Consider the following 22,600-nt stretch of genomic DNA (forward strand, 5'->3'; position numbering starts at 1 on the left):
ATATGGTACAAACAATTACTCAATCAGAAACCATATCTATAGAATTGCCAAAGGCGATCGGGATTGTTGTCAGTAGCGAGCAATTCGAGGCCCTAGCATTGGCAAATCCCGACTTGAGATTAGAGAGAACCGCAGCAGGAGAATTAATAGTGAATCCACCCACAGGAGGAGAATCAGGCCAGAGAAACCTTAGTATCAGTACGCAACTCGGCAACTGGTGCGAAACACACGAAGATTTAGGAGAAGGTTTTGACTCTTCTACGGGATTCATCCTTCCTAACGGTGCTCGCCGTTCTCCCGACGCTTCCTGGGTGAGTAAAACTCGCTGGGAGGCACTAACTCCAAAACAGCGCCAAGGCTTCGTTCCTCTGTGTCCAGACTTTGTAGTAGAATTGCGATCCGCATCTGATAGTCTCTCCACCCTTCAAACTAAGATGCGGGAATACATCGACAACGGCGCAAGATTGGGCTGGTTGATTGACCCGCAAAACCGGCAGGTAGAGATTTATCGACAACAAGTAGAAGTAGAAATATTAATCAATCCTGCCGAGTTATCCGGGGAAGACGTATTGCCAGGATTTGTATTGAATTTAAGGCGAGTGTGGCGTTAGATAGCTTTTGATACTCAATCCGCAGAATCCCCGATTCCGCACCCCCCAAGGGGCAGCATCCACTGCAAGAGTGCGACTCGAAGTCGATCGCCCGAGACAATAGTGAATCAAAATATCGGAAATTCTGTGTTACTGAGCATAAACCCGTTAGGAATTCCTAAAAATTAACGTTCGGGCATCAGCTAAATTTTATTAATTCATAAAATATCAAAAATCCCACCCAAACTAACTATTAATTCCCAGCATAATTGAGTTCGCATGATGATGAGAGTAGGCTTTTGGCCCTGTCCCACAAGAGATTCATAAAATTTATTGCGGCTAAACTAGATGTCAGGCCCGCTTGCTAGACCTACCTTTATGCCTAATAGTTCGGTTGCCTTTTCGCTGTCTACAGGCCTAGAAAATAAATATCCTTGCCCCAACTCACACCCTAACTCTCGCAGTTTCTGTAGCTGTGTTGGCGTTTCTATGCCTTCTGCAACGATATCCATACCTCGGCTGCGAGCCAGCGTCACAATTGTCTGGATAATTTCTACGCCACTTTTGTCTGATCCAATGCGGCTAACAAAAGAGCGGTCAATCTTTAAGGTATCAATGGGAAACTCGTGTAAGCGGCTTAAAGAAGAGTAGCCCGTGCCAAAGTCGTCGATACACAACATAAGGCCTAGAGCTTTTAGCTGCTTCAACATCTTTTCTTCCCTGGATACTGTTTCTAAAATGCAACTTTCAGTAATCTCTAGTTTTAGACAGTAACTTGGAAAGCCAGTCTGCTGCAAAATCTCCTCAATTCGATTGAGTAGGTTTGCTTGCTTGAGCTGCACGCCGGAAAGATTGACATTAATCGCCAAGGGAGGTGTTTGGGGAAACTGTTGCTGCCAAATACTGATCTGGTGACAAGCTTCCTGCAAGACCCACCACCCCAGTTCATTGATCAAACCAGTTTCTTCAGCCACAGGGATAAACTCGGCAGGCGGGTAGATAATGCCAGATGCGTGATGCCAGCGCACCAAAGCTTCAAAGCCACTCACTTTCCCCGTAGAAAGGGAGACAATTGGCTGGTAGTGAACGCAAAATTCTTGTAGCGCGATCGCCCTTCTCAAGTCGTTCTCCAACTGCAAGCGCGTCATCGCCACAGTTTGCATCGCTGGATCGAAAACTTCGTAACGCCCTCTGCCTTGAGCTTTAGCATAATACATTGCTATATCCGCATCTCTGAGCACGTCTTCGGGGCGATCGTAACCCATTGTGCTAACGATAATTCCAATGCTGATCTCGGTAAATACTTCATAATCATTCAAATTAAACGGCTGCCTTAATTGATTTTGGATGCGTTCAGCCACCCTGTTTGGTTCATCAATATCTTTAATATCTTCCAGCAATATCACAAATTCATCTCCTCCAAACCGCGCAACTGCATCTGTATGGCGTAAACAAACTTGCAGTTGACGAGCAATGCTTTTTAGTAATTCATCCCCAACCAAATGTCCGAGGCTATCATTCACTACTTTAAAGCGATCTAGGTCAATAAATAGCACCGCATATAAATAATCTTCCTGTCTGTACGACAAGTCGATCGCCTGTTGCAGCCGATTCATAAACCAAGCGCGGTTAGGCAAACCCGTTAGTGCGTCGTGAAAAGCATCATGTCCTAATTTTTCTTCTCTTTCCAACAACTGAACTTGAGCCTGTTGAAGCTCGTTGCAGGCTTGTCTAAGTTCAGCCGTTTGAGAAGCCACCCGTTGCTCTAACTCAGAAGTGAGTTTCTGCAAGGCTGCTTCCGCCTCTCTTCGCGCTTCAATTTCCTCTTTGAGAAGCACATTTTGCTCTTCCAGCGTCTTGGTCAAATTTCGCAGTCTCAGGTGTAGTTGCACGCGGGCTAGGACTTCCTCTTGCTGAAAGGGTTTGGTGATATAATCTACTGCCCCCATTGACAGACCTTTAACCTTATCCACGCGATCCGTAAGAGATGTCATAAAAATCACAGGGATATCTTTCGTTGCCACCGATGCTTTTAAGCGGTAGCAGGTTTCAAAGCCATCTATCCCCGGCATCATCACATCTAACAATATGATATTTGGCGAAACTTCTTGTAACTTCTCAATAGCACTTTCCCCATCCTTAGCTACTAAAACCTTGAAGCCTGACTCCTTCAAAAAATCGAACAGAAGTTTGAGGTTATTCGGGTTATCGTCAACAATTAAAATTACATTGTCTTTTTGGTTGACCATTTTATTCCCCCAAATGTTTTTTTACAAAAGCTAGTAGTTCTTTTTCTTCAAAATTTTTCGCAAATTGCAATATTTTATTAGCAAAGGGTAGATAATTGCCGTCTATCTGCTTTATTCTATTGGCTTCCTGCTCAACCACTTCAATATCGCCGATCCGAGCTGCATTAAACAGCGCTACCAGCTCTGCTGATGGCGGTATCACAAGCTCACCACTCTGAACGTTTAATAAATCAGTGAAACCTTCCTGCTCTTGGTTTGCCAAATCCCCAGGTTGCTCGTAAATCCATTCTATTTGCAAGTAAATCTTTAATACTTCTAACAATTCTTCTACTTGGATAGGCTTTGACAGGAACTCGTTACAACCTGCTTCTTGGCTATTTTGCCGATCGAATTCAAACACGCTGGCGCTGGATGCTATCAATATTACATCCTTAAACTCTGATGACTTTCGGAAGCGCCGCGACATTTCAAATCCATCCATTACTGGCATCACTAAGTCTGTGATAATCAGATCGGGTTTAAACTCAGCAGCTTTATCTAAGCCCTCTTTTCCATCACAAGCTTCCATGATTTGAAAACCTAGTGGCTCTAAAAGACTTATAAGAAAACCTCGATTTTCAAAACGATCATCTACTATCATAATTTTATTTTTATTTCCTTTAAATCCCGTTAAATTGATTGAATTATCCCTCGAACTGTACTCAATATATTCCGATGATTGAGTCAACTCTAAATCAAAGTAAAAAATGCTGCCTTGACCGAGTATACTTTCGACTTTTATTTCGCCTCCCATCAGTTGAACAATTTTCTGTGCGATCGCTAATCCTAACCCAGTGCCTTCTGCCTTCTGCTGGCTATTTCCGACTTGTTCAAACGGTAAAAATATTTTTCCTAACTGTTCTGGTGCCATTCCAATCCCCGTATCTTGGATATGGAAACGGATTTTAGTAAGTTGTGATTGGTCAGATTCTTCCCCCGTACCTATTACGCCTACCTTAAAAATAACACCTCCTTTGTCTGTAAATTTAATAGCATTACCCAAAAGGTTAATTAAAACTTGCCGCAGTCGTTTTTCATCAGCATTGACAGCGTTAGGAAGTTGATTTAAGACTTGATAATTAAACGTAATTTCTTTTTGTTCGGCTCTGATGCGGCACATTTCCACAACCCCGAGCAAAAAAGAAGAAAAATTAAAACTAGAACTGTAAAGTTCCATTTTACTGGCTTCAATTTTAGAAATGTCTAAAATATCGTTAATCAGAGTGAGTAAGTGTGAACCACAATGGTGAATAATGTGGATAGCATCTTTTTGTTTAGGAGTGATAGTTTTATCGCGTTCCATAATTTGAGAGTATCCTAGAATTCCGTTCAGGGGTGTGCGGAGTTCATGGCTCATATTGGCGAGAAATTCGCTCTTGGCATGGTTAGCAGTATCAGCGGCAATTTTTGCCTCTTTTAGCTCACTTGTTCGTTCTTCTACTCGATTTTCTAGCTCTGAGTTGGTCTTTTCTAAAGCAGCAAAAGACTCGCGCACTTGCTGTGCCATTTGGTTAAAAGATAGAGCGAGAACTCCCAGTTCATCTATCCCATTTACGTCTACTTTTTGGTTTAATTGACCGCTAGCCATCCCTTTACTCGCTTTACTCAAAAGAAAAATAGGATGGGTAATCCAGCGGGAGGCGAGGATTCCTAACAACGTCGCTAGCACTAACGCTAAAACGCAGAGTAGGATAGTGCTGCGGGTATTGGCATTAATCTGTTCCATAAAGTCGGCTTCTGGAACGACTACAACAATCAGCCAATCAAGACCTCTACCATCTTGGAATGGGGATACTTGCACAAATTCCCGCTGACCATCTAGCATGAAGTCTAGTTGCTGGTTGCTGTCAATTTCGGTGAAGTTACCAAAGCGTTCTATTAAATGCTGCGCTGTACCCTTGATCAAATGTACTCTGCTTTCAATCGCTTTTAATCTTTGCGTTTTTTTGCCATCTGTGCTGTTAATAAATGGCTTCTCTGCGGTGGAAGAAGCCACTAGCAAGCCCGATCGTTCGATGATGAAAGTCTTTCCCGATTTACCAATTTTTAAAGTTTGGAGAAAGTCGCCGATTTTTGAGAGAAATAGATCGGTACTTACAACTCCTCTAAAAATGCCATTTTTATCGTAAACAGGTTGGCTAGCGGAGATTCCTAGGCTAGGTTGAATATAATATTGATAAATTTTATTCCATTGGGGTTTGCCGGCAACTTTTGCAGCTTGATACCAGGGTCGAATACGGGGATCGTAGTCTGGGTGGGTTTCCTTAAACAGAGTCGGGTTGCCCTCTCTATCTACCTTGATTATAGTATTGATAAAATTAGTAGAGCGATCGGTTATTTCAATAACCACACTGCCATCATCCTTATATCCAGCACCCGCGTATTCTTTTTTCTCCCCTCCAAAACTGATGTAACTAACAGTGGAAAATTGCTTGAGCTGCCAGTAGAAATAGCTTCTCATAGAACCCATATTGTCTGGATTCCATAATCTAAAGCGGCGAATGGCATCGACGCTGATGGCATTGACCAAATGGGGCGTTTCCAAGTAAGTGTTTAATTGTTGATTGATGCGGGCGACTACCTCTGTTCGTAATTGGGTAGTAACGTTGTTGACGGCAGTTTTGCCGTTGCGTAGCGAGAGCCAACCTGTCAGTCCCACAGCGGCAAAGATTTGCAGGACAAATGGTACGACTAAGACGAGGCGCAGCGGGATTTTTTGAGGGCTTTTTGCAAGTTCATTCTCACTTGCGATTAGTGTCATGGCGGAGTCATTTTAGTATGTGGATTATTTCAATAACAACAGTCGCTCACCCTTAGTGATTTAAAGTCAGATATAGGGAAATTCTTGATTTCGTCTCTCTTGAACGCCAATTTTTTAATGATATCTTATTGTTGAATAACGGGGCTGAAATGATCGGCTAATACTGATACAGTTTGCAAATTTATGAAAAAAAACATATCCCCCATTTGATAGGAAATCTCCATAAATGTCAAATGCTATATTTTGCTTGGGGTTGCAGTGTAAGCCTACCTCCAGATTTCATGGATATTGAGTACACCTTCATTCACTTGTAGGTCTTGACCTCAATACTAATTGATCTAAGCATACAATTATAGTCAGGACTTACGAACTATAAGGTCTGAAACCCAGCTTCCCCGTGCTGCCCTAAAAAAGGGGGAACTTGAAAGCCCTCTTGGAAAAAGGGTTTGGGGGTTCTATGCGTAACTCTTAAGCTTACGCCAGCTAAATTGCGCTTTTTTTTCAAGGGACTCTCTGCCCCGTCCCACAAGGATTATCAAATAGAGGAAATGGCAACCTAGATGTACAATAGGTTAATAGTCGATCGTCCATAGTCCCTAAATCAACCCTAAACTCAACAGTTTGACGGGGCGACAACCAGGTTAAAAACAAAGCTGCGTCAAGGTTTTGAGTTGATTGACCCAGCGAAAATATCTTTGCGGGTGTGAGTCAATAAAAGAGAGTGGCGAGATCCCTTGAATCATGTTCAAGGTGAGCTTGGACGATCTTATGAGTCAATAAGCCTGTCAATAATCCCCTATCTTTTTTGAGGTTCAGGGGCTTTAATGCTTTTACCATCAAGGTTTCACAGACGTTGTCACTCTGCCAAGTATTTTTACTTACTACTGTCTCGGACGATCGACTTCGCTCCCATATTGCAGTGTATGCTGCCCGTTGGGATGTGTTGTAGTAAGGAACTTTAGTCCTTAGTAACTAAAAGCTTTAAGAAAAGACAGAAGTCATGAGGACAAACTTAATTGCACAATCAAATTCTATTGAGTAGCTTGCCTGAATTCCCGCATGGCCTGAAGGTGATTTTCAATATTGATACACCGCGCCAATAATACAATATCTAAGTCTGGCCGAACTTGAGAGCGATCGACCTCTGCATATCCATCAGTTCCCAACGAATACAAACGCAGCCTACCATTTTCCCAAAACCAGACTTCAGGAATGTCCAGGCGTTTGTAAGCTTCCAACTTGTTAATACCGCCGCTAGTCACCACCACTTCCAGCGCCAAATCAGGAAATTCTCGATTAGCTCCCAATTGATAGGATTTATCAGCTTCTCGCTTCACCAACCCGATGGACTTTCCAGCTTCATCGAACCAGTAGGCTGATAATCAATTCCCATTTGAAGCAGATAAAGATCTAGTAGAGAACCAATTCGTTCTTTAATCGTTTCATGTTTTTCTCCAGGCATACGTCTAATCTCCAGTACCCCATCTAAAAACGATAATCTCACCCCTGGGCGTGAGAGTAACTGTTCAACCACTTTAAACTCTCTCCAACTCAGCTCGTCAATTAAGATAGGTTCATCGAGCCGTTCTAACTTTTTCTAAAATTGTCGTCATCCCAACTCCTCCTTACTCAATCCAAGCTTCATTATATCTGCGTTCCTCTGCGTTCATCTGCCGACATCTGCGGTTGCAATCCCATCTACTGTCCCAAGGTTTTCTTGTACTCGTCCGGTACAAATTCCGTAACCACTTGGCCGCCGCCCCCGTCGCCTTTGACAATCACAGTTTGATTTTTCAGCTCTCCCGCTGCCCTCGGCCCAGTCAAATTAAACACCGGATTTAGCTGCCGGTATACCACATTTCCTTCCGCATCAAAAGTCTGATTAGTTAAATACCACGTTACTCGATCGGTATTTAATTGAGCTTGACGTTTTTCCCCAATTCCTACCACATTGCCCGTCAAATAAAAAACTTTTTTCTCTAAATCTCCCCTGCCCGTATCGCCAGTCATCGTCACCTTTTCCACGCGGTGAAAAACCTTCACAGGCCCAGGCGATACCACAGATTGCGCTGGAAAATTCCAACTCATCAAACTGCTTTCTATTTGCAGTGGCGGGTCTGATGGCATCAACTGAGCGTTTTTCGTCAGCGTCGCAATCTTGGTTTTTAAGTCTACATCTACTTGGTCGGCAAAACCGCTGTCTGTGACTATTTTATCTTTGTATCTGTCAATTTGAGTCGGTTTGTCGCTGTTTACCTTTTGTTGATCCACAAACCACACTAAGTGCTCGGTTCGCAATTGCAAAATCGGCTCTTTAACATTTGCCACCACAGAACCGAATAACTCCATCCTCTTAGCCCTGCTGAAAACCCGCGCTTCCTTCGCTGAAGCAGTCACCTGTTTGTTTTCTCCCGTCAAATTATTGCGGACAACTAAAACATCTTCCTTCGGCCGCCACTCCAACTCATTGCCCCGCAATACCACTCCATTTTTCAGGTCAGTAGCCACTATGTTACCTTTGAGAAAAACCTGATTTCCTTCTTGAAATACCTGCCCCGTTTCTCCCTGAATGTCGTAAATTTCTTTGCCGTCCTGAAACAATTTGCCCACTGGTTTCTGAACGTTAACTATTTTTTGGTCTTTGCTGTAAACGGCATTTTGCGAGTTTACTTTCCAGAACGTCTCGCCCTTTTCGTTTGCTTGTTCTAGGGTTACTTTGTTCAAAGTTAAAGTGCTGTTTGACTGTTGAGCAGTTTTGAGATCCTCAGCTAATTTGTTTTTTTGAGTCTCTTGCGGAGCGGCACAAGCACCAATCCCCAAAATCAGTGCGGCTAAAAATAGCAGCATTAATTTTGGGGATTTGAGATTGGGAATTTTGGATTTAAGATTAATCATTGGTAATTGGGAATTGGTAATGGGTAATGGGTAATTGATAATTGGGTCTTGAAAAACAATTAATCAAAAATTAAAAATGTATCATGCTTTGTCTAAATTTTTAACTTCTAATTCTCAATAATTCAACCCATTAACCATCACCCATTACCGATTACCAAATCCCTATCTGTCGTCGTGTTCCTCCATCAAGCTCAGACCCGACAAAGGGCGGTAAGCATAATTAGGGCGCGATGTTTTTTGGATGTCGTCCTTAATCATTTCCAAATCGATATAGCGATCGGCTACATTAATCAAACTGTCGCTCGTCATCGATCGCAAACTCACCACCTCAACCCGCACACCGCGATAGCTCACAGCGTCTACAGCATAAGCCAAATCGCCGTCACCGCTCACCAGTACCGCCGTATCGTAAGACCCCACTAAAGCCATCATATCCACAGCGATTTCTACATCTAAATTCGCCTTCTTAGAGCCGTCAGGCAACTGTACCAAATCCTTAGAAATCACCCGGTAGCCGTTGCGGCGCATCCACAGCAAAAACCCCTGCTGTTTCTCGTTAGTGCGATCGACACCCGTGTAGAAAAAAGAGCGCAGCAGCCGCGAACCTGCAGTTAAACGGCACAGCAGCTTAGTGTAATCAATCTCAATTCCTAACTGCAAAGCCGCGTAAAAAAGGTTAGAACCGTCAATAAAAATTGCTACTCGACCGCGATTTTCTAGAACCTGTTCCGGCGTAAAAAGGTCGTTGCTTTCTATTCTATTCAACATGATTGTTATGCCTCAATTTTTATGAAAGATTGGTAAGGAAATAACTGCTAATTCGTAGTCTGTCATAACACCCAGAGCGCTGGCTGCCAACTATGAAGGTACTGTTTACAGCAGTTCGATCCGCTTAAAAACAGGTTGGGGTTCCCCCAGAGTTTGGTTTGCAGGCAAAGCGCCCCAGGCAGCATGAGCTGCAAAATTCGCTAAACTGTTAACTGTAACCCGATCGTTAAAGTCAATTGAAAAACCTAGCTGCTGATAGATAGCGTTGCTGATATTGGGAATAATCGGCGATAAAAGGTAAGATGCTAGTCTAACAGATTCCAGAACAGAATATAGCACTTGTTCAACACTTTCGAGCTGTCCCTGCTTGTACAAACTCCAAGGTGCCTGCACGTCAATAAACTTGTTCCCGGCTCGAACTAATGCAAGCACGGCTTCGCAAGCCTTGCTAAAAGCCAACTCTTCGTAAAAACCCGCTACTTGAGCGCCCAAATCCAGGCTCATAGCCTTGAGAAGGTTGTCGCCCTCAATGTTTTCTCCCAATACATTTGGTACGCAGCCACTGCAATATTTGCGAGCCATGTTTAGGGTACGATTAAGCAAATTTCCCAAATCATTTGCTAGCTCAGCATTCAATATATTGATAAACCGAGTTTCGTTAAAATCGCCGTCCTCTCCGAACTCAATTTCTTTGAGGAAATAGTAACGTACTGCATCAGCGCCGTATTTGTTGACCAATTCGACAGGGTTTAAAGTATTACCCTCCGTTTTCCCCATTTTTTTGCCGTCTTTGGTCAAAAACCCGTGTGCGAAAACGCGACCCGGCATCGGTAGATTCGCTGACATCAGCATTGCCGGCCAGTAAACTGCGTGGAAGCGAAGAATATCTTTGCCGATCAAGTGCAAGTCAATCGGCCACCATTTAGATAAAGCATTCTCCAACATCGGGTCGCTGTCCGGATCTAGCAAGGCGGTGACGTATCCCACCAAAGCGTCAAACCAGACGTAAATGCTGTGACTGGGGTCAACTGGCATTGGCAGACCCCATTCGAGATTCACTCTAGAAATTGAAAAGTCTTGCAGTCCAGAGTTGACGAAACTGAGCACTTCGTTGCGTCGGCTTTCCGGCGCGATGAAGTCGGGACGTTCTGCGTACAAGGCCAGCAGTTGGTCTTGATACCGCGACAGACGGAAAAAGTAATTTTCCTCGTCGCGCCACTCAACTTCCTTGCTGGTGTGGACAGAACACCGATTTCCCGGCAACAATTCCCGTTCATCCTTAAATTCTTCACAGGAGACGCAGTACCAGCCTTGTTGCTGGTTCAAGTAGATGTCGCCGGAGTTCCAGACGCGCTGGAAAAATTCTTTGACAATGTACTCGTGGCGTCGCGAAGTTGTGCGGATGAAGCGATCGTACTGGATGTCGAGTTGCTCCCACAGCGCCTCAAACGCAGGAACTACTGAATCGCAGTGAGCTTGGGGCGATCGTCCCAAACTCTCGGCTGTCCGCTGAATTTTCTGCCCGTGTTCGTCCGTCCCCGTAACCAGCAAAACAGATTTGCCCCGCAGCCGCTCAAATCGGGCTAGGGCATCTGCAGCCATAGTCGTATAAGCGCTGCCAACGTGAGGTAAATCGTTTACATAATACAGAGGCGTTGTTATCGCAAAGGTATTCTTAGTTTTATCAGTCGATTTCATTGAATGCTAAAAGAAAATTCCCTAAATTTCGTTTCGATCTTAACTCAGCGGTTAAATTTTTTATGGAGTGGCAATCAAGCCAAATTCACTGCAAGTTATTTGCAATTGTCTAACCCGGGCTATCCCCAAAAGAAATATTGCTTTCATATCAACACTAATCTTTTTTAGTTCTTTTTGACGATCTCTCTAAAATGTCTTAATATTTTGACATTCTGCTGCCTTGGGAAGCGACGATCGCGGGCTTCGGGCCGCCTCAATTTATTTGTCGCAGCAGCTATTCCTAGAGCGGGCGATCGCCCTACCCGGTTTGCAACTAAACTCATCGTTTGGGCTGCTAAACCTGCCATTTGATTAACACTCCGCGACCACTTTCTGTAAATGCGCGATCGCTCGCCATCGCAATCTTTTTCTTCCAAGCGCTGGAAAGTCGCTCCCCCGTAACTCCTGCCACTTTCCGAGCCGCTCATGGACGCAGAAACCGGGTTGTTTAGGAAACTCTCTGGTCAAGCGCGAAGCTTTAGTTTCTTACCCCAAAACATAGTATAAAACCCACATTTCGCATCCTCAACTCTCACTATCGGTTTTTACTTATTTTGATCCAGCAATAAAACTATAAATTCTACTGTTATACCGTATATTGACGGATAAATAACTCTTTAAAAGCATAATTTATTACTTCAAGGATATAGTTTTCTGCGTAATTATACTGTGTAACACCCCTGGGTGCTGAATGTGGGATAAAAGCCTAGGTTTTTTGTCACAAAACCCGGTTGATAAAGGTTGCGAGTACGTCCACAGACAATAAAACCCCAAGCCAGTTAAGCTTGGGGATCTCACATTAGGGTGCATCTAACAAAGGATGATCCGATCGCCCTCGATCGCCATCAGGAAAACTCACTCGATTTCCGCCAATAGCTTCTGACAAATAATCGGCTGCAGCTTCCACCACCGCGATCGCATTTTCATAAACCATCCGCGTCGGCCCCAAAACCCCAACACTACCCACCGGCACTGATCCCCGGCGGTAAGTCGAAGAAATCAGAGTACAGCCACGAATTGGTTCTAAAGAATTTTCCGAACCAATACGCACCGTTACCCGCTTCCCGGGGATGTCCAACTCAGGCGATTCAAAAATCAAAGGCCAAAGCAGTTCTTGCTCTTGTTCGAGCAATTGCACCAGGGTTTGAACTTGCTGCAACTGCGAAAACTCAGGCAAGCGCAGCGCTTCTGCTAAACCGCCGATCAGAATCCGCGTGTAGGTTGGATTGCTTTGGCGGCTGCTCAAAGCAGTCAGCATGGTTCCCATCCACTCAGCGTACAGTTCAAAGTCCCGGTCTAACTCGCTCCAGTCTACAGCCGAGAGTTCCGAGAGCGATCGTCCCCGCAACTTGCTGTTCAAAAAATTCGACAAAATCTGCAACTGGCGATCGACGATTTCCACATCAGGCCTGTTACCTTCTGCGTCTAAAGGCAACTGCACCAAAACCGACTGAGTTTCGTAGGCATCCGTCACCACGATCAGCATCACCTTTCCCGGCTCTAGCTGCACCAGTTGCAAGTGGCGCAAGCAAGCCATATTGGTTTGGGGTATGGTGATCATGGCTATGTAACCGCTGATAGTTGCCAGGATTTGAGCAGCGCCGCGGAGTGCCGCGTCCATGCGGCCGTCCGACCAATTGAGCTGGTCTAGTACCTGTTCCACCTTGCGGGCCAGCGTATCAGACGGCTGAATCAACTGGTCTACATAAATTCGGTAGCCGGAGTCAGAGGGGACTCGTCCTGCCGAAGTGTGGGGCTGATAAAGCAATCCAGCTTTTTCAAGAGTCCCCATCGCATTGCGAATTGTAGCTGGGCTGACGCTGAGGTTGAATTCGTCAGCCAAAGCTTTTGAGCCAACGGGTTCCGCTGTAGCTATGTAGTGGCGAACCGTTGCCCAAAGGATGTGTTGTTGCCGATCGGTGAGGTTAACGCGCACAGATATTTAAGCAGAATTAGTATTCAGACAATTTGCCACTATCGAGTCAGAAGCTCTGTCCTTAAGGGCGATCGGGCAGAGTTATCTATTTAAGATAACAGATTTAGGCGAAGGAAGTTCAGCAACAGATTGTGTACGGGATTTTACGGATTGTGTACGTGATTTTACGGATCGATGTGGAGGGAATGAACAGGGAAAAATGTTTTAACTTTTAACTTGTAACTTTCTATTTGGGAAGCTTCGCTTCCCCGAACCGGAGATCTGCCCAATGCCCTATTCCTCGGTTTTGCTTTACGCAATGCCCTTTAAGTGTGTTCTTTAAGAATATTTTGCAGGTAACTAGCCACTGCATCCGGCTGTTCCACCATTGCCAAATGGCCGCAATCGGGTAGCTGAAGGACATTCTCGCCGCAACCTTGGAACATCCAGTGAAAGCTAGCCAAATGCAGCACGTATTTTGGTTCCATAATTTTGTCTTTAGTACCGGCAATAAAATAAACAGGCTGCTTGAGTTGGGACACAATTTGTGGCAACAGGTGAATCTCCGGTTCTGTGGTCGAGTCCAACAAAGCCCCCAAAGCTGCCTCTGGATGAGCTCCCACGAAATCTATTAAGCGCTGCCTTCCCCACGATCTGCCGATCGAGCGGGCTACAGAATCGCGGGCAAACAGGTAATCTGCTAAGGGCAAGCGAGGCAGCCAGCCGGGACGCATTGTCACAAGCTGCTTGCCGACCGCTCGAAAGCGCTCGAATTCTTCCTTAAGATAGATGCCACCCCCTGCATTGATGCAGACAACGCCTTTAACGCGATCGGAGAATTTGCTGGCTCCCCAAAGAGCGATCGTACCGCCGAGAGAGTGTCCCACCAGCCAAGCAGAAGATATATCGAGTTTTTCGAGTAAAAGTTCCAAATCGCGAGCGTAAGCTGCGGGAGTGTAGCAGGAATTTAGCGCTTCGGAACATGGGCGATCGTCGCCTGCGTCCGATTGAGAATCGCCAAACCCCCGCAAATCGTAGGTAAGGCACTGATAGTTTGATGCCAAGCGATCGGTCAAAGGTTGCCAGTAGTGGCGGCTTAACAGCCAGCCGTGGACAAATACCAGAACCGGGGAAGTTGCAGTCGGAGCCGTCAAATCGTAAGCGTGCCGAACCCCTAGGATGTCGATTGTTGCCATACTTTTATCCTACCCGCTCCATAAGACCGATGTAAACCTATGTATAGCCTTTCTCAGAAAGAGGGAGTAGGCCGAAACCCTGTGTTCTCAAGCTTTTTCAGTTGAATTGTTTACCTCATCTACCCAAGAAGCGCTATAAGTAAGCCAAAAAGACTCAACTTTATCGATTTACCGCTTACTTCCTGCTGCAACGCGCGGTCTTAAGCGGACGTTACAAGATTTTTGTCCACTGCACGGGCAATATTGGCATAGTTTGCCCTTTTATGCGATCGACCTAGAATAAATATTCCTTCAAACCAGCTTTCTATGTTTTTTGCAGTCTTCAAATTTCTGTCTGCTGTATGATCGCAATTGCAACATAAATCAACGCGATTTTTATAGGGCATTTTGCGCCAATAATTTCCCCATATTTAGGCGATTTGAAACTCGTAAACCCTCGGTATTTCAGTGTCAAATTAGATATTTTTTTGTAGACCAGTTACCAATTAAAATCGTACCTCCTACATTCAACTATTGAATCAACTAAATTGTTAGCCTTCAATAATTATTTAATCTATTAATTCTATACCTAGCGTTACCTCTCCCTAGTTTTTGGCGAGGTGATACGTAATTTTATGGAGCGCATTTTGGCGGATATTTGCGACTTTTGCGTGTAGTCCCGCGAGCTTATTTAAGTAAGTAAGCGCTGTAAAACTTAAAAAGCTTGACAACATCCTTTGGGCGTCTCCCATGTTGATGAGAACCGCTATCTAGACTCGTTTGTATGAACAATGTTGCCGAGCTTTTTATCCTATCTCCCTGGAAAACTTCTGCAAACTAATGTCTACTTATAGAAATCTAGTTATTTAGGGAGCATCGGCAGCTTGCCCTAAAATCGCTCGCCTAGCAATCTTTGTCGCACCCCCTCAGCGATTTTCTGCCCCAAATACTCGGGAATTAAACTTTCATTGGGTCCCAACAAGTAGAGAATTAGGCGAGTTCGCCCCCGCCAAACCAGCAAATTAGCATTTACGACCAACAAATCCTCTTGCCAGATGGCATACATAACTTTGTAAAAAAGTCCAGGTTGATTATCTGCTTCAATCAGCAAAGCTGGCAAGTGGAAAACCGGATCGACGTAGAATTCAGTTGCCACATCTTCTAAACCCGCGTCTAAATTAAATTCCACCGCCAACATCTCTTCAACCTCAAAATGCCCCGCCAATGCCTCTCGAACGGCTCTACACACGTTTTCTGCTGTTTTATCTGCCAGTACCTTGCCACCGCGAGATACGACCAATTTGATAAATACCAGCATCGGCGGGTAAATTTGACCGTACAGACTCAGACTGTGAATCGTCAGCCCGTAGGCCGCGAGCACTCCAAAAATATCGCTCAATAGAAAAGACTGGTTCCGGTAAGCAAAATGCAGGGCACTTTTGTTACCTTCGGCTCGGATTTCGATGACTGCTTGCCGAGTTTTGTAAAGTTGGTAAGCTAATTTGAGGTTTTGCAACTGGATTTCGCTGCTGACAAATTGCTCATAAAACTGCGGAAACGCTCGGTTAAAGCGCTTGAGAAGTTCTAGTGTAGATGGTTTTAAACCCGAAGCCATAATTGAGGAGAAGGTGCGGGAGATATACTGGTATTGACTCTTCCATGCCTTATGGCAATGGGATTTTCGATTCGACGATTAGACTTAAATTGTGCCCGTCTCCTCACTAAAAGCAAAAGTCAAATCTGTCTGAGAACTTATCACGAGAATGTCACCGTTGCGCCATTCCAGTGGTATTTTCCACCAAGGGTATAAGTTCCGGCGCGATCGGCGGCACTCAAAAGAAGCATTTCCCAAAATGCTTCTGTCCTGGTTAGGCAACAAATTTTACCTTAAAAGCGGGTTGTCCGGGCACTGGCTAGCAGAACAGTTCTACCAAACTTGACAGAATCAAAAAAGCGCAGACTCAATGTTGGACGACAAATCCCTGTTTTCGGCGTAAGATGAGTGTACCGTAAACTGTTCCTCAAGAGGCTACCGGCAATTGATCCTACGCCGATTGGAGTGGGTTTATCTGTCGGGTTCTCTTTCTCGTCGTCCAACTTCTACTACCTTAACCGCGCCTGCATGGGTTTTTGGAAAAACTTATTTAGTAGTTCTGAGTCTGCCTCTGTACCCCAAACAGCGGATTTTGAGGAAGATGTGGCTGTTGGGTTAGGCGATCCGCTTTCCCCAACGTTTCGCAAACCCGCCAGCGGCAACGCTCGCATCTTTTTCAGTTGCGATCGGGACATTGACCTCTACGAACTCGAAGAACTTTGTAATGCAGTGGGTTGGTCCCGCCGTCCCCTGCGTAAAGTCAAAAAAGCTATTCAGCACAGCTTCCTAGTCGTCTCTATGTGGGAGATGCGGGGCAGCCAGCGACGGCTGGTGGGTTTCGCCAGAGCGACTTCAGACCATGCTTTTAATGCCACGCTTTGGGATGTGGTAGTTCATCCCGACTACCAAGGCAAAGGCATGGGCAAGGCGCTGATGAAATACATCATAAAAAAACTCCGCAGTGAAGATATCAGCAACATTACCTTATTTGCTGACCCTCAGGTGGTGGATTTTTACCGCAATTTGGGCTTTATGTCCGATCCAGAGGGGATTAAAGGTATGTTTTGGTATCCAGATTAGCCCACAGGTGCAGGTCGGCGTTGATTTGTTGAGGATATACAATACAATATTGACGCTGACAACACCGAATGCACCTGTGCGCTGCGGTCAGTTACGCGCGGATGTATCTCGCCATCAGGGCCGTTATCAAGCTGTGCAAGTATTGTCAGTCGATTTGAGATTTGACACTTCGGCGAGACATTCGGCAAGTGATTCAGACGATCGGCGCTCAGTCGATGGGTCAAGTTCCCGTCAGTCGAGTTGCCCTCAGTCCAAGGAACTATCTGAGATTTGAGATTTATTCCACAGATGAATCTGGCAGCTTGAACTAGGGTCTAAAATTGTGAGCTGCTCACGATAGGAGTCAGGGGCTGGTATCTGTTTTTGGGTGGGGTCAAACCGCAAAACCTGAAAAAAAAACTTCGCCTTAGCTGCATGGAGAGCTAAATATTAAATAAAGCTTGACAAGCAAGCGGTTTTGTGTGTTAATGGTTAGAGGTTAGCTAACTATAACACCGGGATGTAGCGCAGCTTGGTAGCGCGCCTGCTTTGGGAGCAGGATGTCGCAGGTTCAAATCCTGTCATCCCGATCGCACAATGTTAAATAATAGATTGAAGCAGAACTGTCTCTGATGTTTACATTTCGTCCAAATGAAAACAAATTGAGGCAGTTTTTGCCGATCGTGTTAAGTCGCCAGTCTTTGCGTTAATGTGTTTCAGGATCGCTCCTGATGGAAAAAACATGAAATCATTAGTTCGTTTGGGCGCAATATTGGGAATTGTCGGCAGCACTCTGCTGGGCCCCTCCCCAATTGGCAAGATGTCAGCACTGGCACTGCCGGAGCCGCAAATTTTGGAAAAATTGCGCTCGGTGCCGGTATTTACGATTACAGACGCTCAGGGTGCGCCCCTGATCGCTTCTGTTCCCAAGCAGGGTCAGGGTCAAACTGGTAATGCTTCCGTGGCGGGAATTTTCATCAGCCAGAAAGATGCTCAAGCTTTTGTGGATCAACTGAAAACCAAAAATCCTCAGTTGGCGGCGTCGGTGCGCGTGATGCCGGTGTCGCTGGGGGAAATTTATCAGCTCACTCAAGCAAATAAAGGCAAGCCGGAGGAAGTGCAATTTGCTTTCGTTCCGGCCCCGGTGCAGGTGCAGTCGGCTAAAACTGTACTTCAGCAGACTGGTCAACAAGTTAACGAGTTCAACGGTGTACCTCTGTTTTTGGCCAGAGGTGGCGCGGAAAATGGTTATTTGACGATTCAGCGGGGTCAACAAGAGGTGATTCCCTTGTTTTTTAACAAGGAGGATTTGCAGGGAATGGTCGATCGTTTTAAGCAGCAGCAGCCCAACGTGACAGCCACAATAAAGATTGAGGTGGTGAACTTGGAGAGCGTTTTGGAAGCTTTGCGTACTGAGAACGACCCGTTTTTGACCCAAATGATTTTGATTCCGTCGCGGGAGTCGCTGGAATTTGTGCGATCGCTCCAACCTGCGGGTGCGGGCCAAAATCCACAGGTAGCTCCGGCTCCAGCTCGACCGGCTCCTGCCTCTCCGGCTCCCGCTCGATCGGCTCCAGCTCCGGCTCCAGCTCGGTCGGCTCCAGCTCCGGCTCCAGCTCGCTAATAGTTAGTCAGCAGTCATCCATTAAATAGTAGGTTGGGTTTATCGACTCAACCTACTATTTACGAATTAGCAATTACGAATTAGCCATTAACAATTACCAATTACCAATTACCAATTAACAATTAGCAATTAACCTTACAAATTACTAAAAAGTCTTATGTTTGTTTCTGGTTTAGAGCTTTGGGAATGGGCGAATCAAGCTAAAACCGAGGCGATCGCCTATGACATTCCCCTAGCAGAAATCGACTGGCTGCTGAAAGAGCTGGCTGGTTTGGATAGGTTGGCTCTGCGTTTGGAGTCGTTTAAAGATTTGCCAAAAATTGAATTAAAGTTGTCTTTATCTGAACTTGCTCAATTGTGGCAGCGGCGCTTGCAGGAACGGGTGCCAGTGCAGTATTTAATGGGAGTTGCACATTGGCGGCATTTTTCGCTCAAAGTAACGCCGGCAGTGCTAATTCCGCGTCCTGAAACGGAATTGCTGATCGATTTGGCTGTGGAAGCTGTTAAAAGCCGTTTAGAAGCAGAAAATATCAATCAAAAATCAACCCCCCCCAACCCCCCCTTAGTAAGGGGGGGAGAAGATTTAAACTTCCCCGAGGTTCGGGGGGGAGAATTTGCCAAATCGCATTGGGTGGATTTGGGGACGGGCAGCGGGGCGATCGCGATCGGCTTGGCTTCTGCGTTGACAAATGCTAAGGTTTATGCGGTAGATTGCAGTTCGGAAGCTTTGGCAGTTGCTCGACTGAATGCTGAGAATTTGGGCTTTGAATCGCGAATTAATTTTTATCAAGGTTCGTGGTGGGAACCACTAGAATTTCTCAAAGGTCAAGTCAGCGGCATGGTGTCTAACCCCCCTTACATTCCCAGCAGCACGGTGCTGACTCTGGAACCGGAAGTTTTGAAGCACGAACCTCATCTGGCCTTAGACGGCGGTTTTGACGGGTTAGATTGCATCCGGCATTTGGTAGAAACTGCCCCCGATTATTTAGAACCCGGGGGTGTTTGGTTGGTGGAGATGATGGCGGGACAGGCTGAGGCGGTAGCCGATATGCTGCAAAGTCACGGGAGTTATGGCAAAGTTCAGATATTTTCGGATTTAGCAGGGATCGATCGGTTTGCTTTAGCCTATCGGCGGTAGGGATCAAGGCAAGCAAAGAGAGAATTTCTCGACTGTGCATACTTGCTTGATTTTGATAGATTATAGTTGGGGTAAACAGTGCGATCGCACTCAGCACCCAAGAGGTATCACCGTGAAGCTGGAATACCAGTTTACGTTCAAAGAATATTTAGAAGCTAGTAGAATTTCCACAAAATTAGAGACTTTCTCGGAAGTTGAGTTTTGGACTCGATCTGTACTTATTGTGGGGGGAGGAATTGTCTATATTATCGCTGGCACAAATCCCCTGTGGGGTTATTTCATTATCGGTTTTGGCATCTGCTACATCCCTATTGTGAAGTTCCTAGAGCGGCGCAATATCATGTCGTTCGATAAAGGTTTCTTTTGGGTTTTGCTTTTCATGCAAATTAAATCTGCGATCAAAGGGGAGATTTCATTGCAGCCTTTTTTGTTAATCGGGGCCAATTTACAACTTGTTTATTGGCTCTCTCAATTTTTTGGATTATTTCAATTCTTTAGGTGGAAAAGAACTAATTTTTGGCACGAACTTGTTAGTCTACAAATGACGGAATCTGGACTAGAGTTAGAAACTGCCAAGGTTAGCATTTTACTCAAGTGGCAATTTTATTCGCACTTCCTAGAGACAAAAAAATTGTTCGTCATCTATCCTTGCGAGTTTTCCAGCATCCCGCATATTTTCCCAAAACAGGCATTTAACCGAGAGCAGCGTCAAGTATTTAGAGAATTGCTATACAGCAAGATTCCGCCCGTTTCGCAGGTTTAAATGAAAAACAATGAATTTTGAATATCAACTGAATTCTACTGATTGTGAAGAAGCTTATCTGGCTACTCTAAACGGCTCCTCAGAATCGGAAAAACAAACCTTTTATAAGTGGGTTTTGCTAATAGGAATCTTCTTTATTTTGATGGGAATGCTCTCGCAAGAGAACGGCTTCTTAGTGGTGGGAGTTGTTTTGGTGTCCCCGTCTATTTTGTCTATTTTTTGTAAACTTCTTGTTGTGAAAAAAGGCGTAGAAGAAATATATGAAATGTATGATGTGAAATCAGACATAAGCCTAGATCGAGATCGAGAGATACCGAACATCGCCAATTCGACGAACTGGAGGGAACCTACGACTGTCATAAGCCTAGATCGAGATCGAGAGATACCGAACATCGCCAATTCGACGAACTGCGGGCAACCTATGACTGTGGAAGTGATAGGAGAAGGGCTGGTACTTAATACTCCTAGTTGGCAAGGGACTTTTAAATGGGCAAATTTTGAATTCTTTACTGAAACCATAAATTTATTAGTAATCTATCCGGTGCCATCCCTCTATCCTGTGCCAGAATCGAATTTTATTATACCCAAGCGTGCCTTCAGGGGTGAAGAGCAATTGTGGGATTTCCGAGAATTGCTGCACCACAATATCGGGAAACGCCGCTACAATTATTTAAATAAAACGCAGACCCAATTCTTCAATTTAAAATCTAAAATCTAAAATCTAAAATCGAATGGCGCAAGTTTCGATCGACTCCTTGATTCAAGGGGCAATTTCTGGGAATCATATCGTCAGTTTTCCTACAGATACTGTACCCGCTTTGGCTGCGCGGCCCGATCGCTCGGAGTTGATTTTTGCAGCTAAACGCCGCAGTCAAGACAAACCGCTGATTTTGATGGCAGCATCGGCCCAGGCTTTATGGCCCTACGTGCAGGGAAGTCCAGCAGAGTTAAACTTGTGGCAGCAAGTAGCCGAATCCTATTGGCCGGGGGCGTTAACTTTGGTACTGCCGGCTTCGGCAAAAGTCCCGGCGGCTCTCAATCCCATCGATCGGACTACAATCGGAGTACGAGTGCCTAACCTTCCCCTTGCCCTAAAGATTCTAGAGCAGACAGGCCCTTTGGCTACTACCAGTGCCAATTTATCGGGTCAGCCGCCTCTGGAATCGGTGGCAGAAATTGAGGCTCAGTTTCCGGAAGTCTTGACATTAGTTCCTTCTGAATTAACAGCGACAACAGCTTCGAGTTTGCCTTCCACTGTGGCTAAATGGAGTGGCGGCGATTGGGAAATATTGCGACAAGGCACGATCGAGTTAGAATGCTAAAAGCTAAACTCCAAGGCAAAGCAATATGGCGCCGATCGGCTGGAGCGACTTTATATATTTAGGTATGGGACTGGGGCTGGGTGTGGGAAGCAGTTGGATTTGGCGCCTGCGGCAAAAAAGCTCGCAACAGCCCGAACCGACGCCCAAAGTAGCCCCACCTCCTCAAGAAATTCACTTAGAGAAGTTTGATGCCCTTTCCGACCAACTTAAGCAAACTCAATTGGCTTATCAGATGGCATCGGAGATGAGCCAATTTAAGGCGGGTTTTTTGGCTCGAACTTCTCACGAGTTGCGATCGCCCCTGAGCACTATGATTGGTACGCTGCAATTAATTCTCTCGGATTTGTGCGACGATCCTGCTGAGGAACGAGAGTTTGTCGAGCAAGCTCACGTCGCGGCACTCAAGCTGGTGAAATTAATAGATGAAATTATCTCTGTTGCTAAAACTGAACACGGCACTGAAAGGATGGATATTGAGCCGATTCAGTTAGCTAAGGTTTTTGACGAGGTTGATGATTTAACTTACTTGCAAGCGGCTAATCGCGGCATTCGTTTGGAGATATTACCGCCAGATCCGGGGATTTATGTATTGGCAGATTTGCCGAGGTTTAGGCAAGTTTTAGTCAATTTGGTAGATACTGCTGTTGCTCAGATGGAGGAGGGGAGTATTTCTGTGTCTGCCCATGCTTCGCCGGAATCGGGATACGTTCACATTTGGGTGGACGATCAGCGTTCAGTGAGCGCTTGGAGCGAGTCTTGGGATTTGCTGAAGCACGATTTGGAGTGTGATGTTACCAAGAGCAGCGATAATTCTCAGGTGTCTTCTGGAATGAGGTTATTGATGAATCAGACTCTTTTAAGTTTGATGAGCGGAAAGTTGGAGGTTCTGGCCGTGCCTTCTGAGTCCCAAGAGTGCAATTTTAACCGGACTCAGTGTTCTATTCCTTTGGCAACTTTGTAATGAAGGAAGT

General features: G+C 45.3%; 20 protein-coding genes and 1 tRNA gene. 10 read left to right on the top strand and 11 right to left on the bottom strand.

Annotated elements, in window-relative coordinates:
- Positions 1-2 precede the first annotated feature (2 nt).
- Positions 3-611, top strand: coding sequence for a Uma2 family endonuclease (locus tag QUA04_RS10945; protein WP_333256633.1), 609 nt, complete (start codon positions 3-5; stop codon positions 609-611).
- Between the two features lie 323 nt (positions 612-934).
- On the opposite strand, the gene QUA04_RS10950 is transcribed toward QUA04_RS10945, so the two are convergent.
- The 11 genes from QUA04_RS10950 to QUA04_RS11000 form a co-directional block, all read right to left on the bottom strand.
- Positions 935-2,839, bottom strand: coding sequence for an EAL domain-containing protein (locus tag QUA04_RS10950; protein WP_333256636.1), 1,905 nt, complete (start codon positions 2,837-2,839; stop codon positions 935-937).
- Between the two features lies 1 nt (position 2,840).
- The gene (locus tag QUA04_RS10955; protein ID WP_333256638.1) at positions 2,841-5,639 is read right to left on the bottom strand and encodes an ATP-binding protein; all 2,799 of its coding nucleotides are present in this window, start codon (positions 5,637-5,639) and stop codon (positions 2,841-2,843) included.
- Between the two features lie 1,031 nt (positions 5,640-6,670).
- Complete coding sequence (locus QUA04_RS10960) at positions 6,671-6,976, bottom strand: Uma2 family endonuclease (RefSeq protein ID WP_333256702.1); 306 nt, start codon at positions 6,974-6,976, stop codon at positions 6,671-6,673.
- Positions 6,973-7,173, bottom strand: a complete 201-nt coding sequence (locus QUA04_RS10965) for a hypothetical protein (RefSeq protein WP_333256641.1) — start codon at positions 7,171-7,173, stop codon at positions 6,973-6,975. Before QUA04_RS10965 ends, QUA04_RS10960 begins: the two co-directional genes overlap by 4 nt.
- A 164-nt stretch (positions 7,174-7,337) precedes the next feature.
- Positions 7,338-8,534, bottom strand: a complete 1,197-nt coding sequence (gene lptC / locus QUA04_RS10970; protein ID WP_333256643.1) for an LPS export ABC transporter periplasmic protein LptC — start codon at positions 8,532-8,534, stop codon at positions 7,338-7,340.
- Positions 8,535-8,696: 162 nt separating this feature from the next.
- A complete protein-coding gene (locus QUA04_RS10975; protein WP_006631885.1) occupies positions 8,697-9,302 on the bottom strand; it encodes a LabA-like NYN domain-containing protein in 606 nt (201 codons plus the stop codon).
- Positions 9,303-9,407: 105 nt separating this feature from the next.
- Positions 9,408-11,000, bottom strand: a complete 1,593-nt coding sequence (gene metG, locus QUA04_RS10980; protein WP_333256646.1) for a methionine--tRNA ligase — start codon at positions 10,998-11,000, stop codon at positions 9,408-9,410.
- Positions 11,001-11,164: 164 nt separating this feature from the next.
- Positions 11,165-11,467, bottom strand: a complete 303-nt coding sequence (locus tag QUA04_RS10985) for a hypothetical protein (RefSeq protein WP_333256649.1) — start codon at positions 11,465-11,467, stop codon at positions 11,165-11,167.
- 371 nt (positions 11,468-11,838) lie between these two features.
- The gene (gene hrcA / locus QUA04_RS10990) at positions 11,839-12,981 is read right to left on the bottom strand and encodes a heat-inducible transcriptional repressor HrcA (RefSeq protein ID WP_445242314.1); all 1,143 of its coding nucleotides are present in this window, start codon (positions 12,979-12,981) and stop codon (positions 11,839-11,841) included.
- A 299-nt stretch (positions 12,982-13,280) separates the two neighbouring features.
- Entirely contained in the window at positions 13,281-14,150 is an 870-nt protein-coding gene (locus QUA04_RS10995) for an alpha/beta hydrolase (protein WP_333256656.1), read from the bottom strand.
- Between the two features lie 868 nt (positions 14,151-15,018).
- The gene (locus QUA04_RS11000; RefSeq protein ID WP_006631881.1) at positions 15,019-15,744 is read right to left on the bottom strand and encodes a hypothetical protein; all 726 of its coding nucleotides are present in this window, start codon (positions 15,742-15,744) and stop codon (positions 15,019-15,021) included.
- Positions 15,745-16,251: 507 nt separating this feature from the next.
- On the opposite strand from QUA04_RS11000, the gene QUA04_RS11005 reads away from it, so the two are divergent.
- From QUA04_RS11005 to QUA04_RS11045, 9 genes are all read left to right on the top strand, one after another.
- On the top strand, positions 16,252-16,803 hold the full coding sequence (locus tag QUA04_RS11005) for a GNAT family N-acetyltransferase (protein WP_172187348.1): 552 nt from the start codon (positions 16,252-16,254) through the stop codon (positions 16,801-16,803).
- Between the two features lie 161 nt (positions 16,804-16,964).
- Positions 16,965-17,114 (top strand): hypothetical protein, encoded by a 150-nt coding sequence (locus tag QUA04_RS11010; RefSeq protein ID WP_333256658.1) that lies wholly within the window; start codon positions 16,965-16,967, stop codon positions 17,112-17,114.
- 184 nt (positions 17,115-17,298) lie between these two features.
- A tRNA-Pro gene (locus tag QUA04_RS11015) sits at positions 17,299-17,372 on the top strand.
- A gap of 152 nt (positions 17,373-17,524) precedes the next feature.
- Positions 17,525-18,406, top strand: coding sequence for a Tic22 family protein (locus QUA04_RS11020; protein WP_333256661.1), 882 nt, complete (start codon positions 17,525-17,527; stop codon positions 18,404-18,406).
- A 157-nt stretch (positions 18,407-18,563) separates the two neighbouring features.
- Positions 18,564-19,544 (top strand): HemK/PrmC family methyltransferase, encoded by a 981-nt coding sequence (locus tag QUA04_RS11025; RefSeq protein ID WP_333256663.1) that lies wholly within the window; start codon positions 18,564-18,566, stop codon positions 19,542-19,544.
- Positions 19,545-19,590: 46 nt separating this feature from the next.
- On the top strand, positions 19,591-20,307 hold the full coding sequence (locus QUA04_RS11030; protein WP_333256666.1) for a YcxB family protein: 717 nt from the start codon (positions 19,591-19,593) through the stop codon (positions 20,305-20,307).
- A gap of 10 nt (positions 20,308-20,317) precedes the next feature.
- Complete coding sequence (locus tag QUA04_RS11035; RefSeq protein ID WP_333256669.1) at positions 20,318-21,025, top strand: hypothetical protein; 708 nt, start codon at positions 20,318-20,320, stop codon at positions 21,023-21,025.
- A gap of 13 nt (positions 21,026-21,038) precedes the next feature.
- Positions 21,039-21,629 carry an L-threonylcarbamoyladenylate synthase gene (locus QUA04_RS11040; protein WP_333256671.1) on the top strand — a complete coding sequence of 197 codons (591 nt, stop codon included), beginning with the start codon at positions 21,039-21,041 and terminating at the stop codon, positions 21,627-21,629.
- 25 nt (positions 21,630-21,654) lie between these two features.
- Positions 21,655-22,590 (top strand): HAMP domain-containing sensor histidine kinase, encoded by a 936-nt coding sequence (locus tag QUA04_RS11045; protein ID WP_333256673.1) that lies wholly within the window; start codon positions 21,655-21,657, stop codon positions 22,588-22,590.
- Positions 22,591-22,600: the final 10 nt, after the last annotated feature.

This window comes from Microcoleus sp. S13_C5 (assembly GCF_036700845.1).
GTDB lineage: Bacteria > Cyanobacteriota > Cyanobacteriia > Cyanobacteriales > Microcoleaceae > Microcoleus.

Bases quoted from the DNA above. Each gene is read 5' to 3' on its own strand.
- QUA04_RS11040 (WP_333256671.1), top strand. From the start codon at position 21,039: ATGGCGCAAGTTTCGATCGACTCCTTGATTCAAGGGGCAATTTCTGGG.
- QUA04_RS11025 (WP_333256663.1), top strand. From the start codon at position 18,564: ATGTTTGTTTCTGGTTTAGAGCTTTGGGAATGGGCGAATCAAGCTAAA.
- QUA04_RS11045 (WP_333256673.1), top strand. From the start codon at position 21,655: ATGGCGCCGATCGGCTGGAGCGACTTTATATATTTAGGTATGGGACTG.
- QUA04_RS11020 (WP_333256661.1), top strand. From the start codon at position 17,525: ATGAAATCATTAGTTCGTTTGGGCGCAATATTGGGAATTGTCGGCAGC.
- metG (WP_333256646.1), bottom strand. From the start codon at position 11,000: ATGAAATCGACTGATAAAACTAAGAATACCTTTGCGATAACAACGCCT.
- QUA04_RS11000 (WP_006631881.1), bottom strand. From the start codon at position 15,744: ATGGCTTCGGGTTTAAAACCATCTACACTAGAACTTCTCAAGCGCTTT.
- QUA04_RS11005 (WP_172187348.1), top strand. From the start codon at position 16,252: ATGGGTTTTTGGAAAAACTTATTTAGTAGTTCTGAGTCTGCCTCTGTA.
- QUA04_RS10950 (WP_333256636.1), bottom strand. From the start codon at position 2,839: ATGGTCAACCAAAAAGACAATGTAATTTTAATTGTTGACGATAACCCG.
- QUA04_RS10945 (WP_333256633.1), top strand. From the start codon at position 3: ATGGTACAAACAATTACTCAATCAGAAACCATATCTATAGAATTGCCA.
- QUA04_RS10995 (WP_333256656.1), bottom strand. From the start codon at position 14,150: ATGGCAACAATCGACATCCTAGGGGTTCGGCACGCTTACGATTTGACG.
- QUA04_RS10975 (WP_006631885.1), bottom strand. From the start codon at position 9,302: ATGTTGAATAGAATAGAAAGCAACGACCTTTTTACGCCGGAACAGGTT.
- QUA04_RS11035 (WP_333256669.1), top strand. From the start codon at position 20,318: ATGAATTTTGAATATCAACTGAATTCTACTGATTGTGAAGAAGCTTAT.
- lptC (WP_333256643.1), bottom strand. From the start codon at position 8,534: ATGATTAATCTTAAATCCAAAATTCCCAATCTCAAATCCCCAAAATTA.
- QUA04_RS10955 (WP_333256638.1), bottom strand. From the start codon at position 5,639: ATGACACTAATCGCAAGTGAGAATGAACTTGCAAAAAGCCCTCAAAAA.
- QUA04_RS10985 (WP_333256649.1), bottom strand. From the start codon at position 11,467: ATGAGCGGCTCGGAAAGTGGCAGGAGTTACGGGGGAGCGACTTTCCAG.